This is a genomic window from Pantoea sp. CFSAN033090, assembly GCF_001264395.1.
GTDB classification, from domain to species: domain Bacteria; phylum Pseudomonadota; class Gammaproteobacteria; order Enterobacterales; family Enterobacteriaceae; genus Pantoea; species Pantoea agglomerans.
Genome location: NZ_LGYX01000011.1, coordinates 90,136 through 106,061, shown reverse-complemented (window position 1 = coordinate 106,061; position 15,926 = coordinate 90,136). Strand labels below are relative to the sequence as shown.

Sequence of the window (15,926 nt, the reverse complement as noted above, 5' to 3'; positions counted from 1 at the left end):
GGCGGTTTATCGGGAAACGAGAGGGGTTTACATGCGGGTACACGCACGCTGGATAGCGGCGCTAATGTTAAGCCTGATGGCTTGCACAGCGCAGGCGCAGGAGCAGGCATCATCAGGCTGGCAGCCGGTTAACGACACTATTCGCAAAAGTGAACAGGATCCCCGCCACTATCAGGCTATCCGGCTTGATAATGGGATGACGGTGTTACTGGTTTCCGATCCTGTGGCACCGAAATCGCTGGCGGCGCTGACGCTGCCGATAGGATCGCTGGACGATCCCGATCAGCAGGCGGGACTGGCGCACTACCTTGAGCATATGGTGCTGATGGGTTCAAAGCACTACCCGCAGCCCGACAACCTGGCTGAATTCCTGAAAAAACATGGCGGCAGCCACAACGCCAGCACAGCCTCCTACCGCACCGCCTTTTATCTGGAAGTGGAAAATGACGCGCTGGAACCGGCGGTTGATCGCCTGGCGGATGCGGTGGCTGAGCCGCTGCTGGATCCGGTTAACGCTGACCGCGAGCGCCACGCCGTGAATGCCGAGCTGACCATGGCGCGCTCGCGCGATGGCCTGCGTATGGCCCAGGTCGGCGCAGAAACCCTGAACCCGGCGCATCCGGCGTCACGTTTTTCGGGCGGCAATCTTGAGACCCTGAAAGATAAGCCAGGCAGCAAACTGCACCAGGCGCTGCAGGACTTTTATCATACGCATTACTCCGCCAATCTGATGAAAGCGGTGATCTACAGCAACAAACCGCTGCCGGAGATGGCGTCGATTGCGGCTAAAACCTTTGGCCGGGTACAAAATCATGACGCCAGCGTGCCGGAGATTACGGTGCCGGTGGTGACCGATGCGCAGCAGGGCATCATCATCCATTACGTTCCGGCTCAGCCGCGCAAGCAGCTCAAAATTGAATTCCGCATTGCCAACAACAGCGATCGGTTCCGCAGTAAAACCGACACGCTGATCAGCTATTTAATCAGTAACCGCAGCAAAAACACGCTGACTGACTGGTTGCAAAAACAGGGGCTGGCCGACGGGGTGAATGCGGGTGCTGACCCAATGACCGAGCGTAACAGCGGCGTGTTTGCGATTACCGCGTCACTGACTGATAAAGGGCTGGCGCAGCGCGACCAGGTCGTGGCGGCGATATTCAGCTACATCAATCTTCTGCGTCAGCAGGGGGATGATAAGCGCTATTTCGATGAAGTTTCGCATGTGCTGGCGCTCGACTTCCGCTATCCCTCAATTACCCGCGATATGGATTACATTGAATGGCTGGCCGACACCATGCTGCGCGTACCGGTTGAACATACGCTGGATGCCCCCTATCTGGCGGATCAATACGATGCCGCCGCGATTAATGCCCGGCTGGAAGAGATGACCCCGCAGCATGCGCGTATCTGGTACATCAGCCCGCAGGAGCCGCACAACAAAAAAGCCTATTTTGTGGATGCGCCTTATCAGGTTGAGAAGATCACCCCACAAACCTTTGCAGACTGGCAGCAGCGCGCCAGCCAGATTACGCTGGCGATGCCCGTGCTGAACCCCTATATCCCGGACGACTTCACCCTGTTACCGTCAGACGGCAAAACGTATCAGCATCCGGTGAGACTGGATAACCAGGATGATATGCGTATTTACTGGATGCCCAGTCGTTATTACGCCAGCGAGCCAAAAGCGGCGATCACCCTGGCGTTACGCAATAAGCACACCATCAGTGATGCCCGTCAGCAGGTGCTGTTTGGCCTGAATGACTACCTTTCCAGCCTGGCGCTGGACGAGCTAAATTCACAGGCTTCAGTGGGCGGCATCAGCTTCTCAACGGGTGAAGATGAAGGGCTGGTGTTCAGCGCCAACGGCTTCACCCAGCGTCTGCCGACACTGCTGAAGAAACTGGTGGAAGGTTATGCCACTTTCCAGCCGACAGAACAGCAGCTGGAGCAGGCTAAATCCTGGTATCTGGAGCGGCTGGACGCGGCGGAAAAGGGCAAAGCGTTTGAACAGGCGATTCAGCCGATGCAACTGCTGTCGCAGCTGCCATATACCCAGCGCGAGGCTCGCCGCAAGCTGGTAAGCACACTCTCACTTAAGGATGTTACTGACTATCGCGATACGCTGTTCCGCGACGCGACGCCGGAGATGCTGGTAGTGGGCAACCTCAGTGCTGACAGCGTGACGCAGCTGGGGCATGAGCTCAAACAGCAGATGCAGAGTCATGCGACCCGCGACTGGCATAGTCAGTATGTCTCGATTAAAAAACCGCTGAAAGCCAACCTGCAACAAAAAGGCAGCAGCACCGACTCCGCCCTTGCCGCGCTCTATGTTCCACTGGGATACAGTGAATATCAGAGCATGGCGCACAGCTCCATGCTGAGCCAGATTGTGCAGCCGTGGTTCTACAATCAGCTGCGGACCAAAGAGCAGCTCGGCTACGCGGTTTTTGCCTTCCAGATGCCTGTGGGTCGCCAGTGGGGGATCGGCTTCCTGCTGCAAAGTAACAGCAAACAACCGGGCTGGCTGTTGCAGCGCTATCAGGCCTTCTACCCGCAGGCGGAAAAACGTCTGCGCAGTATGAGCCAGGCAGACTTTGCCCAGTATCAGCAGGCGATGATCAATGATTTGCAGCAGCGTCCTCAGACGCTCTTTGAGGAAGCGGATCGCTTTAGCCGCGACTTTGATCGGCAGAATGATCAATTTGATACCCGGCAAAAAATGACAGAGCAGGTTCAGCGGTTAACCCCGGCGAGCCTGGCAGACTTTTTCCGGCAGGCCGTGATCGAACATAAAGGCATGGTGATGACCTCGCAGATTGCAGGCACCGGCAATGGCAAAGTTGAGTTTGCCCGTCAGCCTGGCTGGAAAACCTGGAGTGAAGTGGCACAACTGCAGCAGTCGCTGCCGGTAAAGAGTGAGACCCAATGACGCAGTTACCTCCCGTATCACTGAATCCTTTAACGCTGCCGCTCAGAGGCGAGCGGCTGATTGAGGCGTCAGCGGGCACCGGAAAAACCTTTACCATTGGTCTGCTCTATCTGCGCCTGCTGCTGGGGCTGGGCGGTGAAAACGCCTACAGCCGGCCGCTCTCTGTCGAAGAAATTTTAGTCGTGACCTTTACCGAGGCCGCGACCGCCGAATTGCGCGGGCGCATCCGCGAGAATATTCATCAGCTACGTCTGGCCTGTATCCGCGGCAAAAGCAGCAATCCGATGCACCAGTTACTGCTGGAGCAGATGCCGGATCTGAGTCAGGCCGCCGCGCAGCTGCTGGCTGCCGAGCGGCAGATGGATGAAGCCGCCATTTTTACCATTCACGGCTTCTGTCAGCGGATGCTGAATCTCAATGCCTTTGAGTCGGGCATGCTGTTCGAGCAGGAGTTGATTGAAGATGAGCAGGCGCTGCTGAAGCAGTCGGCCGCCGATTTCTGGCGTCGTCAGTGCTATCCACTGAGTCTGGATGTGGCACGGATCATCGCCGCAGAGTGGAGCGGGCCGGACAGCCTGCTGACCACGCTGCGCCCCTGGCTGCAGGGGGAGTCGCCGGGGCTGAAACGTCCGCCTGCCGCCGATGAGACGCTGGCATCACGCCACGCACGCAATCTGGCGCGCATCGAGGCCATCAAGCAGCAGTGGCAGGCGCTCAGCGCCGATGTTGAGGGCATTATCACTGCATCGGGCGTTGATAAGCGCAGCTACAGCAGTAAACATCTGCCCAACTGGGTGGCCCGCGTCACGCAGTGGGCCAGCAGCGAAACGCTGGATTATCAGTTGCCCAAAGAGCTGGAGCGCTTTGGACAGCAGGTGCTGGAGGAGAAAACTAAAAAGGGTGAAGCGCCGCGTCATTCGCTGTTTGAGGCGATCGATCAGTTTATGGCAGAACCGCTGTCGCTGCGGGATGTCATCATTGCGCAGGCGCTGACCGATGTGCGCGCTACGGTGCAGCGCGAGAAACGGTTACGTGCGCTGTTAGGCTTCGACGATCTGCTCAGTAAACTGGATGAAGCGCTGCAGCAGCCAGGTGGCGTTTTGCTGGCAGAAACCATCCGGGCGCGTTACCCGGTGGCCCTGATTGATGAATTCCAGGATACCGATCCGCAGCAGTACCGCATCTTCCGCACGCTCTATATTAATCAGCCTGAACAGGCACTGTTTCTGATCGGCGATCCCAAGCAGGCGATCTATGCGTTTCGCGGTGCGGATATTTTTACCTATCTGCGGGCCAGAAACGAAGTCAGCGCTCACTACACGCTCGATACCAACTGGCGTTCATCACCTGAGATGGTCGGGAGCGTCAACCGCCTCTTTTCTCAGCTCGATTCGCCTTTTCTGTTCTCGGCGATCCCCTTTCAGCCAGTTAAGCCTGCTGCGCCCAATCAGTCGCTGAAACTGATTTTTGACGAGCAGCAGCAACCGGCGTTACGGTTCTGGCTGCAGCCTGGCGAGGGCGTGGGTAACAGCGATTACCAGCAGTTTATGGCACAGCAGTGTGCGGCCGATATCAGCCGCTGGCTGGTGGCCGGACAGCAGGGGCGCGCCCGCCTGGGCAAAGGCGAGGCGCTGCAGCCGGTGCGGGCTTCCGATATCACCGTGCTGGTGCGCAGTCGTAATGAGGCCGGTTTAATCCGCGACGCGCTGAATGCGCTGTCGATTCCTTCGGTCTATCTCTCCAGCCGGGACAGCGTCTACACCACGCCGGAAGCGCGCGAACTGCTCTGGTTACTGCAGGCGATACAGGCACCTGAGCAGGAACGTCTGCTGCGCAGCGCGCTGGCGACCTCAATCTTTGCTATTGATGCAGCAACGCTCGACGCGCTGACACAGAATGAACGCGAGTGGGATGCGCTGGTGGAGCAGTTTGCCGTCTGGCAGCAGCTGTGGCATCAGCGCGGCGTGTTACCGATGCTGCGTGACGTGATGATCAGGCGGCAGCTGGCAGAGAATATGCTGGCCTCGGAGAACGGTGAACGTCGCCTGACCGATCTGATGCATCTGGGTGAACTGCTGCAGGAGGCTTCGGTGCAGCTGGAGAGTCCGCACGCCCTGGTGCGCTTCCTGGCGCAGCAGATTGCCCGGCCAAACAGCCAGGCCTCCAGCCAGCAGTTGCGTCTGGAAAGCGACCGCCATCTGGTGCAGATCATCACCATCCATAAATCGAAAGGACTGCAATATCCGCTGGTCTGGCTGCCATTTGCTGCCGGGTTCCGCGAGGCGGCCAGCGCGCTTTATCACGATCGCGACACGTTCACGGCACTGCTGGATGTGCAGGGTGATGCACAAAGTCTGGCGCTGGCCGAAGAGGAGCGCCTGGCGGAGGATCTGCGTCTGCTCTACGTGGCGCTGACCCGTTCGGTCTATCACTGCAGCGTCGGCATTGCGCCACTGATCAAAGGCACCCGCAAAAAAGAGGGCGAAAGCGATCTGCACAAGAGCGCGCTGGGCTACCTGGTGCAGCAGGGTGAGGCGGCGGATGCGCAGCAGCTCAGTCAGCGATTGAATGCGTTAACCGGTGAAGGGATTGCGCTGGTTGAAGAGGCTCTGCTGCCGGGAGAAATGTGGCAGGATGCGCAGCAGGGCGATGAGGTTTTAAGCAGTCGCGACATTACGCGCGCGCTGGCTGACGTCTGGCGGGTAACCAGTTATTCAGGCCTGCAACAGCATCACAGCTCGCCGCTGCTGGATGCGATGCCCAATTTTGATATTGATGCAGCGGGCGAAGAAGAGAAGGGTGAAGAGGCTGCATTGACACCCCACCACTTTCCGCGCGGAGCGGCACCCGGTACGTTTTTGCACGGTCTGTTTGAGTCGATCGACTTTACCGAACCGCCGGACAGCGTCTGGCTGGAAGATCAGCTGCAGCATAATGGCTATCCGCTGACCTGGTTGCCGGTTCTGGAACAGTGGATTGACCGGGTCTTACATACGCCGCTCAATGCTGAGGGGCTGACGCTGTCGGCGATAAAAAGCAGCGAACGCCTGATTGAGATGGAGTTCTATCTGCCGATCAACAATCTGCTGACTGCGGCGGATCTTGACGCTCTGCTGCGCCGGCACGACAGCCTCTCTCAGCAGGCCGCCCCCCTGGATTTTCGTCAGGTGCGGGGCATGCTGAAGGGCTTTATCGATCTGGTCTTCCGCTGGCAGGGAAAATATTATCTGCTCGACTACAAATCGAACTGGCTGGGGGATAGCCACGCCGCTTACACGCCAGAGGCGATGGCGCAGGCGATGATTGGCCACCGCTACGATCTGCAATATCAGCTCTATACGCTGGCGCTGCATCGCTATCTGCAGCATCGCCTGCCGGACTACGACTATCAGCGTCACTTTGGTGGGGTGTTTTATCTGTTTTTGCGCGGGATGGATGGCAGCTCGCCGGACAACGGCATTTTCGCCACCCGACCTGCTGAAGCCTTTGTGGAAGAAATTGATGCACTGTTTGGTGAAACCGGGGAGATGTTATGAGTGACATGCTGAGTCTGCTGCTGCAGGCGGTAGAGAAGCGTCTCCTGCGGCCGCTGGATATACAGTTTGCCCAACTGGTGGCCCCGGAATCACAGCCTGGGCTGCTGCTCGCTGCGGCCTGCGTCAGCGCTGACGCGGGTGAGGGGCACGTCTGTTTACCGCTGAGCAACCTCTGCGAAGCGAATCTGTTCGCTGGTCGCCAGCCTGCGCTGGCTCAGGCGATCTGGCACGCCGCTGGTGCGCCGGAAGACTGGACAGCACGCTTTGCTGACTGGTCGGCTGTGAGTGATGGCAGCCTGGTTACGCCGCTGGTGCTGAGCAATCAGCGTTTATATCTGCATCGGCTGTGGCAAAGCGAAGGCCGGGTCGCCGACTTCTTCGCTGCGCAGGAAGTGAAAACTGCGTTTGATATGCATGCTGCAGGCGACGTGCTGAACAGCCTGTTTGACGACCAGCCGGAGAACTGGCAGAAAATTGCGGCGGCCGTGGCGCTGACCCGCAAGACTGCGGTTATTTCCGGCGGGCCGGGTACCGGTAAAACCACCACAGTGGCGAAACTCCTCGCTGCCCTGATTCGCCTGAATCCCGGTGCACTGCGGATTCAGCTGGCGGCACCGACCGGCAAAGCCGCCGCGCGACTGACCGAGTCACTGGGCAGTGCACTGCAGGAACTGGCGGTCAGCGACGAAGAACGCCGGCGTTTTCCTGCCGAAGCCACCACGCTGCATCGCCTGCTGGGCGCACAGCCCGACACTCAGCGGCTGCGCTACCATGCCGGTAACCCACTGCACCTTGATGTGCTGGTGGTTGATGAAGCGTCGATGGTCGATCTCTCAATGATGGCAAAACTGATCGCCGCGCTGCCTGCCCATGCCCGCGTCGTGTTTCTGGGCGATCGCGATCAGCTGGCCTCGGTTGAAGCCGGTGCGGTGCTGGGCGACATCTGCCGCTGCACCGAAAGCGGCTACAGCCTGGCACGGGCTGAACAGCTCGCGCTGCTGACCGGCTGCACACTGCAGGGCAGTGACGATGTGCAGGCACCCGCAGTCCGCGACAGTATCTGTCTGCTGCAGAAGAGTTATCGTTTTGATGACTCATCAGGCATCGGCCAGCTGGCAAAAGCGATCAATCGTGGCGATGCAGAGCAGGTCAGGGCGGTGTTTGCTGCGGCTTATGAGGATATCAGTTACCAGCCGCTGAACAGCGCTGACGCTTATCAGGCGATGCTGGATGAGGTAGCCCAGGGTTATCAGCCCTTCCTGCAGTTGATCAGACAGCAGGCGCCGCCCGCAGAAGTGATTGCCGCTTTTGGCCGTTATCAGCTGCTGTGTGCATTACGTGACGGGCCATTTGGCGTGCAGGGTCTGAACCAGCGTATTGAGCAGCGACTGATGCAGCTGCAGCGCATCCGTCGTCCTGGCATGGGCAGCCGCTGGTATGAAGGGCGTCCGGTGATGATCACCCGAAATGACAGCGCGCTCGGCCTGTTTAATGGCGATATCGGCATGACGATGCGGGATGAAGAGGGCAACCTGAAGGTCTTTTTCCCGCTGCCGGATGGGTCTATCAAGGCGATTCAGCCGAGCCGGTTACCCTCACATGAAACGGCCTGGGCGATGACGGTGCACAAATCACAGGGCTCGGAGTTTGATCATACCGCGCTGGTGATGCCCACGCAGTTTCTGCCGGTGCTGACCCGTGAACTGGTCTATACCGCGATTACACGTGCACGGCGGCAACTGACCATCTACAGCGAACCCGGCATATTTCAGCGTGCCGTGCAGCTGCAAACGCAGCGACGCAGCGGTCTGGTGGAGCGACTGGGAGAAACTGGCTGAGAAGAGATGGGACAGACCACGCGGGGGGTGCCTGTCCCTTACGGATTGAATCAGGTGAGATCGGCCATCAACACTTTTGAACGGCGCTGATAGTTATACATCTCTTTTTTACTCTCGGGCAGGGACTCAATATCTACCGGCGTAAAGCCGCGTTCCTGGAACCAGTGGATGCTGCGGGTGGTTAACACAAACAGTTTTTCCAGCCCCATCTGGCGTGCCTGAAGTGCCACGCGCTGCAGCAACATCTCACCGCGTGAAGAGCTGCGATAGTCAGGATGAACCGCCACACAGGCCATTTCGCCAATCTTTTCATCCATAAACGGATAGAGTGCTGCACAGGCGATGGTCAGATTATCGCGCTGAATGATGGTGAACTTATCAATTTCCATTTCCAGCTGCTCGCGCGAGCGACGCACCAGAATACCCTGCTGCTCCAGCGGACGGATCAGTTCGAGGATGCCGCCGATATCATTGATATTGGCGCGACGGATCTGCTCTGCCGACTCCATAACGATCTGGGTACCGATACCGTCGCGTGAGAAGAGCTCCTGCAACAGCGCGCCATCTTCCTGATAACTGATTAAATGGCTGCGGCGAACACCACTGCGGCAGGCTTTCACCGCCCCACGCAGGAAGCGAACGGTCCCGGAAAGATAATCGCCTTCCTTTTCAATCTCATCGATACGGGCCTGCGCATCATTCGGGAAGAGCTCGGAGATGATTTCACCCTCGCTGTTCAGCACGCCCTGCTCAGAGCAGAAGCCGATCATTTTCTCCGCTTTGAGTTTAATCGCCAGCTGGGTAGCCACTTCTTCCGAAGTCAGGTTAAAGCTTTCGCCGGTAACAGAAACTGCAACCGGGCCCATCAGCACAATCGCATCGTTATCCAGCTGACGATGAATGGCCTCTTCATCAATACGACGGATACGGCCGCTGTGACAGTAATCCACGCCATCATCCACGCCCAGCGGCTGTGAAATAATGAAGTTGCCGCTGACCACGTTGATATGCGCGCCCTGCAGCGGCGTGTTGTTGAGACTCATTGAGAGGCGGGCCGTGATATCTAACTGCAGTCGGCCGGCGGCCTGCTTCACTAACTCCAGCGATTGCGCGTCGGTGACCCGGGTAAACTTATGGTAAACCGGCTCCAGCTGCTGCTGAGCCAGGCTGGCATCAATCTGCGGTCGTGCGCCATACACCACGACGAGGCGAATGCCCAGGCTGTGCAGCAGGCCGATATCATTAACGATGCCAGAGAAGTTCTCATGCTCAATCGCTTCGCCACCCAGCATGATGACAAAGGTTTTACCCCGGTGGGCATTGATATAGGGAACGGTATGGCGAAAACCCTGAACCAGTTCGGTACTACGTTCCTTCACGGCCAACCCTCAGTGAATGTTTATTCGTATTTTTTGTATTTTTATGCTTTTACGCCCGGTTTTGCAAGTCTTAATCCTGACGAAAATTTACGTTTTTCTGGGTGTCAAAGCCGCTAACAGCCTGCATTATTTAGGGTTTCCGGGGTGACATCATGCTGCGGATTGGATAAAGTTTTCGCCGCCATTTTAGTAACTGGCGCTTTTTTAGACATTACACAGCAGCTGGAGCGGCATGTCAGACGTTAATTCCCATTTTTCACGCAGACGATTTTTACAGGGGACGGGCGCCTTACTGCTGTTAAGCGTCAGCCGGATAGGGTTGGCGGCGAAGAACCACATTGTGGCGGTGCGTATCTGGCCCTCATCGACCTACTCGCGGATGACGCTGGAGTCCAATGTCGCGCTGAAGTACAAGCAGTTTGCGCTGAGCAATCCCGAACGCCTGGTGATTGATATTCAGGGCCTACATCTCAATCCGGTTCTGAAAGGGGTAGATAAGCAGGTTCGGGTCGACGATCCCTTTATTAAAAATGCCCGTGTCGGCCAGTTCGACAGCAACACAGTGCGCGTGGTACTGGAATTAAAGCGCAACGTCGCGCCGAAGATCTTTAATCTCTCGCCGGTCGCCGGGATCAATCACCGGCTGGTGGTCGATCTCTATCCGAGCCAGAACCAGGTTGAGGATGATCCACTGCTGGCTCTGCTGAAAGATTATAACCAGGGCGATCTGGAGAAAGATGAAGGGGTGCAGGCGCCCTTACCCGGCAAAGCGGGGCGCGATCGTCCAATCATTATCATGATCGATCCCGGTCACGGCGGGGAAGATCCGGGCGCGCACGGCAAATATAAGACTCGCGAGAAAGATATTGTGCTGAAGATTGGACGGCGACTCAAAGCGCTGATCGATAAAGAGTCCAATATGAAAGCCTATATGACGCGCAATGAAGATGTCTTTATTCCGCTGCGCGTCAGGGTTGCCAAAGCCCGTAAACAGCGTGCCGACCTCTTTGTGTCGATCCATGCGGATGCCTTTACCAGCCGCGCGGCACGCGGCTCTTCAGTGTTTGCCTTATCAACCAGCGGTGCCACTTCGGCGGCGGCTCGTTTCCTGGCTCAGACTCAGAATGAATCAGACCTGATTGGCGGCGTCAGCAAAAGCGGTGACCGCTATCTCGATCACACCATGTTCGATATGGTGCAGCGTCAGACGATTCATGACAGCCTTAAATTCGGCAAAGAGGTGCTGCATCGCATGGGGCGCATCAACCATCTGCACAAACGCACCGTGGATCAGGCCGGATTTGCGGTGCTGAAAGCCCCTGATATCCCGTCAATTCTGGTAGAGACAGCGTTTATCAGTAATGTGGAGGAGGAGCGCAAGTTGCGAACCACCCGTTACCAGCATCAGGTGGCAGAGGCGATTCTGAACGGCATCAAAGCGTATGTGGAGAGTGGGGCTGCACTGGCCCATCGGTAAGGGAGTGCGGGTAGCCGGGCTATCCGCGCGCTTTTCAGGGCAGAGAGAGGCTGAAGCGGCTTTTGGGAACGTCAGAAACAAAAAAACACCCTTTCAGGTGTTTAAATGATTGGTTGCGGGGGCCGGATTTGAACCGACGACCTTCGGGTTATGAGCCCGACGAGCTACCAGGCTGCTCCACCCCGCGTCCGTGGAAGCGCACTATACTCTCCGCGCTAATTCATGCAACCCCTTTTTGCAGATAAAAGCCAAATTAACAGCCAGTTGCTGAAGGATTCAACCATCTGGTTAATTATTAAACTGATATGCGTGACGTCTGAGCGGATGCATTTCATTCTGTCGGGGGCTTTGCTATCGTCGCGGGGCGAACAGTTATAAAAAGAGAAGATAATGAAATCACATTGGGTGAAGTATGCACTCACTGGCGCGTTAATTACGCTGCTGGCGGCCTGTAGCTCCAAACCGACCGATCGCGGTCAGCAATATAAAGATGGCAAACTGGAACAACCGCTGGCGCTGGTGAATCAGCCCAATGCCAAAGGCGCACCGGTTAATGGCAGAGACTTTGGCGAGCAGGTCCGTCAGATTCAGTCCGCCTCATCCGCCCTGTATAGCCGTCAGAACGGCACTTATAGTGCAATTGAGAGCTGGCTGATGGCGGGTGCCGATACCCGACAGCTTCGTCAGTATGGGCTTAACGCCTGGCAGATGGAGGGTACGGATAACTACGGTAACGTGCAGTTCACCGGTTACTACACGCCAGTAGTAGAAGCGCGTTACACCCGTCAGGGTGAATTCCAGTATCCCATCTACCGCATGCCACCGCGCAAACGCGGAGAAAAATTACCGAGCCGCGCCTCTATCTATAGTGGCGGACTCGATGACCGCTACATCATCGCCTACAGCAATTCCCTGATTGATAACTTCATGATGGATGTGCAGGGCAGTGGTTATGTCGACTTTGGCGATGGCCGCCCGATGACCTTCTTTGGTTACGCCGGTAAAAATGGCTGGGGTTATCACAGCATTGGCAAAGAGCTGATCGATCGCGGTGAAGTGAAGCGCGAAGATATGTCGATGCAGGCGATTCGTCAGTGGGCGCAGGAGCACTCACCGCAGGAGGTCCGTGCGCTGCTGGAAACCAACCCATCATTCGTCTTCTTTAAGGCTGAGCCATTTACGCCGGTGCGCGGTGCCAGCGCAGTTCCGCTGGTGGCGAAAGCCTCCGTTGCGTCTGACCGCTCAATTATTCCGGCGGGCACCGTACTGCTGGCTGAAGTGCCGCAGTTAAATGAGAAGGGCAAATTCAACGGCAAATATGAGATGCGCCTGATGGTGGCACTCGACGTGGGTGGCGCGATTAAAGGCCAGCACTTTGATATCTATCAGGGTATCGGCCCCGACGCTGCGCATCTGGCGGGCTTCTATAATCACTACGGACGCGTCTGGGTAATTAAAGCCGCACCGGGTGCCGGACAACCGCTGTTCTCCAGCCCGCAAAACGGTAATAATGGTTCACTGCTTCTCGGCGCTAACTAACTTCTTCTCTGCGGGCCTTCGGGCCCGCACGACGTAACAGGTTCAACTATGAAAGTGTTAAATGACGCCTGGCATCAGCGCTTTGGCGGCACGGCGCGTCTCTATGGCCAGGATGCGCTGCAACGTTTTGCTGACGCACACTTCTGCGTCATCGGTATTGGCGGTGTTGGATCCTGGGCGGCGGAAGCGCTGGTGCGCACCGGGATTGGTAAAATCACCCTGATTGATATGGATGATGTCTGTATTACCAACACCAACCGGCAGCTTCATGCGCTGCAGGGCAACGTCGGCAAAGCTAAAACGGACGTGATGGCAGAACGGCTGCGTGCGATTAATCCTGACTGCGAAGTGATTTGTATTGATGACTTTATTACGCCAGAGAACACCGCCGAACTGATGGCAGCCGGTTTCGACTATGTGATCGACGCTATCGACAGCGTGCGACCGAAAGCGGCGCTGATCGCTTGGTGCCGCCGGAATAAGATCCCGCTGATCACCACCGGTGGCGCGGGTGGGCAGATCGATCCCACTCAGATCCAGGTCGCCGATCTGGCGAAAACCATCCAGGATCCGCTGGCGGCAAAGCTGCGCGAACGACTGAAAAGCCTGGGCGTGGTGAAAAACAGCAAGGGCAAACTTGGCATCGACTGCGTCTTTTCTACCGAAGCGCTGGTCTATCCGCAGGCTGATGGCAGCGTCTGTGCTTCACGCAGCACAGCGGAGGGGCCGAAGAGAATGGATTGCACCTCCGGCTTTGGCGCGGCCACCATGGTAACCGCCACCTTCGGCTTTGTTGCCGTCTCGCATGCGCTGAAGAAGTTTCTGGCGCGTGCTGCCCGTCAGGACGCCGTCAGCGCCTGACGCGCGGCGTGCTCCACTGCGGCGGCCAGCGCCTGCAGGCCGCTGCTGCGGGAGGCACTGAGCTGGGCGCGCAGGCCCAGTTCATCAAACAGTTTTAAGGGATCCATCGCCAGCAGCTGTTGCGGCGTCTGGCCCTCAGCGGCGGTCAGCAGCACGGCCAGCAGGCCGCGCACAATACGTCCTTCACTGTCACCATAGAAATGCAGCGTGCCATCCTCGCATAACTGGCTGCCCAGCCAGACCCGATTTTCACAACCGCTCAGTTCAATTTCCGCTGTTTTCAGTTCCCCGGGTAAGTCAGGCAACTGGCGGCTCAGCTGGATCAGCTGACGATAACGATCTTCCCACTGATGAAAGCGGCCAAAGCTCTCTTTCAGGCTGGCAACGGTAATCTCTTCGCCAAACGGGTGTGGCGCTAACGGCGATGAATGCATAATCAAAACTCCGATAACAGCGAGATGGCGCTCTTCATAGCGCGCACCAGCGCATCAACATCCTGCAGATTATTATAGGGTGCAAAAGAGGCCCGCAGCGTGCCGCTGACGCCCAGCGCCGCCAGCAACGGCTGCGCGCAGTGCTGGCCAGCGCGCAGGGCTATTCCCTGCTCAGCCAGCAGCGTCACCAGATCGCTGTGATGCAGGCCAGCGAATTCAAATGCCAGCAGGCTGGCATTTGAACAGCGGAAGCTGCGGAAACCGGGTAATTCCGCCAGCTGCTCTTCCGCCAGCGTCGCAAGTTGCTGACTCCAGCGCTCCGCTTCGGGCAGATCGTACTGCCCCAGCCAGCTCAGTGCTGCACTCAGGCCCACCACGCCCGCCACATTCGGGGTGCCAGCCTCAAAACGCCACGGCACCGGCTGCGGCGTAAATCCGTTGAAATCGACATCCGTTATCATTTTACCGCCGCCCTGCCAGGGCTCCATCGCCTCCAGCAATTCCGCTTTGCCATATAACGCGCCAATGCCCATCGGGCCGTAAATCTTATGTCCGGAAAAGGCGTAAAAGTCGATATCCAGCGCCTGTACGTCAGGCGGACAATGCACCACGCCCTGTGCGCCATCGACCATCACTTTCGCGCCCACGGCGTGAGCCAGCGGTATCGCCTGAGCGAGTGCGGGACACCCGCCGGTGACGTTCGACATCTGTCCGACCGCCAGCAGGCGGGTACGGCTGTTGAGCAGGGTGGGCAACTGGCTGATATCCGGCAGGCGATCCGCGCCTAACGGCCATTTTACGACGCGGGCACCGCATGCCTGCGCAGCCATCAGCCAGGGCACCAGGTTGGCGTGGTGTTCTGCCTCGCTGACCACAATCTCATCACCAGGCTGTAAGCGCGGGCGCAGCCAGCTGTTCGCCACCAGGTTTATCGCTTCGGTGGTGCCGCGCGTCCAGACAATCTCACGATCGTCAGCGGCATTAAGCCAGCGGGCAACCTGGTTGCGCGCCTGCTCATAGCGATGGGTTAAGGCCTGGGCGGCGGCAAACTGGCTGCGATGGACTGTACCCGCGCTGAGGCTGTAAAACTGCTGCGTGCTGTCAATGACGGCCTGCGGCTTCAGCGTGGTCGCTGCGCTGTCGAGATAAACGCCTGCGTCGGCGAGTGCGGGAAACTGCTGGCGAAATGCGGTGGGATTAAATGCGGTCATGCCTGGTCCATGATAAGAAAAATTAGGACCACACTGAAAGAATGGTCTGCGTCTGGCAAAGCTGGAAAAGCGCGTTATGCTGAATATTGCAAGGTTTGAACCAAACCCGCATAACGATCGGACGTTTACTAGTCGATCTCACTTATCGGCTGCCTCTGGTTAGCGTAACGCGGGTGGTTTGATGCAATCAATCTACAAGGAGATAGCAGATGAAAAAATTAACCGCAGTACTGGCCGTGTGTACCCTGGCTTTTACCCTGAGTGCCTGTTCAAGCAATTACGTGATGCATACCAATGATGGTCGCACCATTGTGGCTGCCGGCAAGCCTAAAGTCGATAACGATACCGGCATGATCAGCTATAAAGATGCGAATGGCAACGAGCAGCAAATCAACCGCTCTGATGTCAAAGAGATGGTAGAGTCTGGCAACTAAGCAGCAAAAAAAAAGCACCGCAATTTGCGGTGCTATTTAAAAATCACTATGGACAGACAGGGTAAATCTACAGGAATTAAGAGTTCGATCCGCAATCGTCGGATCAAAAATTGCAAACACAACATCACGACCACAAGCCAAAAGCTTTCAGAAAATCTGCGAACTCACTCACAAATCTAAAAACTTTTCGTTCCGGCTCAGGAAGTGCGGCAACTATAGGTATTTGCTGGAGGTTCCTCAACGGACAAATTATAATGCCTCGGATTAAAAATTCTAATACGTAAACGC

The 15,926-nt window shown here is 57.1% G+C and carries 10 protein-coding genes and 1 tRNA gene; 7 read left to right on the top strand and 4 right to left on the bottom strand.

The window, feature by feature from the left end:
• Positions 1-31: 31 nt before the first annotated feature.
• The 3 genes from ptrA to recD are packed head-to-tail and all read left to right on the top strand — an operon-like array spanning position 32 to position 8,303.
• Complete coding sequence (gene ptrA / locus AFL22_RS12145; protein ID WP_029519405.1) at positions 32-2,929, top strand: pitrilysin; 2,898 nt, start codon at positions 32-34, stop codon at positions 2,927-2,929.
• A complete protein-coding gene (recB, locus tag AFL22_RS12140; RefSeq protein WP_052271503.1) occupies positions 2,926-6,465 on the top strand; it encodes an exodeoxyribonuclease V subunit beta in 3,540 nt (1,179 codons plus the stop codon). Before ptrA ends, recB begins: the two co-directional genes overlap by 4 nt.
• A complete protein-coding gene (gene recD, locus AFL22_RS12135) occupies positions 6,462-8,303 on the top strand; it encodes an exodeoxyribonuclease V subunit alpha (protein WP_052271502.1) in 1,842 nt (613 codons plus the stop codon). Before recB ends, recD begins: the two co-directional genes overlap by 4 nt.
• Before the next feature lie 50 nt (positions 8,304-8,353).
• Here recD and argA read toward each other — a convergent pair whose 3' ends face one another.
• Entirely contained in the window at positions 8,354-9,682 is a 1,329-nt protein-coding gene (argA, locus tag AFL22_RS12130) for an amino-acid N-acetyltransferase (RefSeq protein WP_010248624.1), read from the bottom strand.
• A gap of 232 nt (positions 9,683-9,914) precedes the next feature.
• Here argA and amiC point away from each other — a divergent pair, with 232 nt between their 5' ends.
• Positions 9,915-11,159: an N-acetylmuramoyl-L-alanine amidase AmiC gene (gene amiC, locus AFL22_RS12125; RefSeq protein ID WP_033772514.1), complete on the top strand. Its 1,245-nt coding sequence runs from the start codon at positions 9,915-9,917 to the stop codon at positions 11,157-11,159.
• 110 nt (positions 11,160-11,269) lie between these two features.
• Here the strand turns inward: amiC and AFL22_RS12120 are convergent.
• Positions 11,270-11,346, bottom strand: a tRNA-Met gene (locus tag AFL22_RS12120).
• A gap of 203 nt (positions 11,347-11,549) precedes the next feature.
• On the opposite strand from AFL22_RS12120, the gene mltA reads away from it, so the two are divergent.
• Complete coding sequence (mltA, locus tag AFL22_RS12115) at positions 11,550-12,698, top strand: murein transglycosylase A (protein WP_010248620.1); 1,149 nt, start codon at positions 11,550-11,552, stop codon at positions 12,696-12,698.
• A gap of 48 nt (positions 12,699-12,746) precedes the next feature.
• Positions 12,747-13,559, top strand: coding sequence for a tRNA cyclic N6-threonylcarbamoyladenosine(37) synthase TcdA (tcdA, locus tag AFL22_RS12110; protein WP_033786744.1), 813 nt, complete (start codon positions 12,747-12,749; stop codon positions 13,557-13,559).
• Here tcdA and csdE read toward each other — a convergent pair.
• Together csdE and csdA are read right to left on the bottom strand one after the other, a co-directional pair.
• Positions 13,538-13,993, bottom strand: coding sequence for a cysteine desulfurase sulfur acceptor subunit CsdE (csdE, locus tag AFL22_RS12105; protein ID WP_033769939.1), 456 nt, complete (start codon positions 13,991-13,993; stop codon positions 13,538-13,540). The genes tcdA and csdE overlap by 22 nt on opposite strands.
• Positions 13,994-13,995: 2 nt before the next feature.
• Positions 13,996-15,204 carry a cysteine desulfurase CsdA gene (csdA, locus tag AFL22_RS12100; RefSeq protein WP_052271501.1) on the bottom strand — a complete coding sequence of 403 codons (1,209 nt, stop codon included), beginning with the start codon at positions 15,202-15,204 and terminating at the stop codon, positions 13,996-13,998.
• A 209-nt stretch (positions 15,205-15,413) separates the two neighbouring features.
• Here csdA and AFL22_RS12095 point away from each other — a divergent pair, with 209 nt between their 5' ends.
• Positions 15,414-15,638 carry a YgdI/YgdR family lipoprotein gene (locus AFL22_RS12095; RefSeq protein ID WP_010248613.1) on the top strand — a complete coding sequence of 75 codons (225 nt, stop codon included), beginning with the start codon at positions 15,414-15,416 and terminating at the stop codon, positions 15,636-15,638.
• Positions 15,639-15,926: the final 288 nt, after the last annotated feature.

Coding starts and splice junctions, on each gene's coding strand:
- ptrA (WP_029519405.1), top strand. CDS start 32: ATGCGGGTACACGCACGCTGGATAGCGGCGCTAATGTTAAGCCTGATG.
- recB (WP_052271503.1), top strand. CDS start 2,926: ATGACGCAGTTACCTCCCGTATCACTGAATCCTTTAACGCTGCCGCTC.
- recD (WP_052271502.1), top strand. CDS start 6,462: ATGAGTGACATGCTGAGTCTGCTGCTGCAGGCGGTAGAGAAGCGTCTC.
- amiC (WP_033772514.1), top strand. CDS start 9,915: ATGTCAGACGTTAATTCCCATTTTTCACGCAGACGATTTTTACAGGGG.
- mltA (WP_010248620.1), top strand. CDS start 11,550: ATGAAATCACATTGGGTGAAGTATGCACTCACTGGCGCGTTAATTACG.
- tcdA (WP_033786744.1), top strand. CDS start 12,747: ATGAAAGTGTTAAATGACGCCTGGCATCAGCGCTTTGGCGGCACGGCG.
- csdE (WP_033769939.1), bottom strand. CDS start 13,993: ATGCATTCATCGCCGTTAGCGCCACACCCGTTTGGCGAAGAGATTACC.
- csdA (WP_052271501.1), bottom strand. CDS start 15,204: ATGACCGCATTTAATCCCACCGCATTTCGCCAGCAGTTTCCCGCACTC.
- AFL22_RS12095 (WP_010248613.1), top strand. CDS start 15,414: ATGAAAAAATTAACCGCAGTACTGGCCGTGTGTACCCTGGCTTTTACC.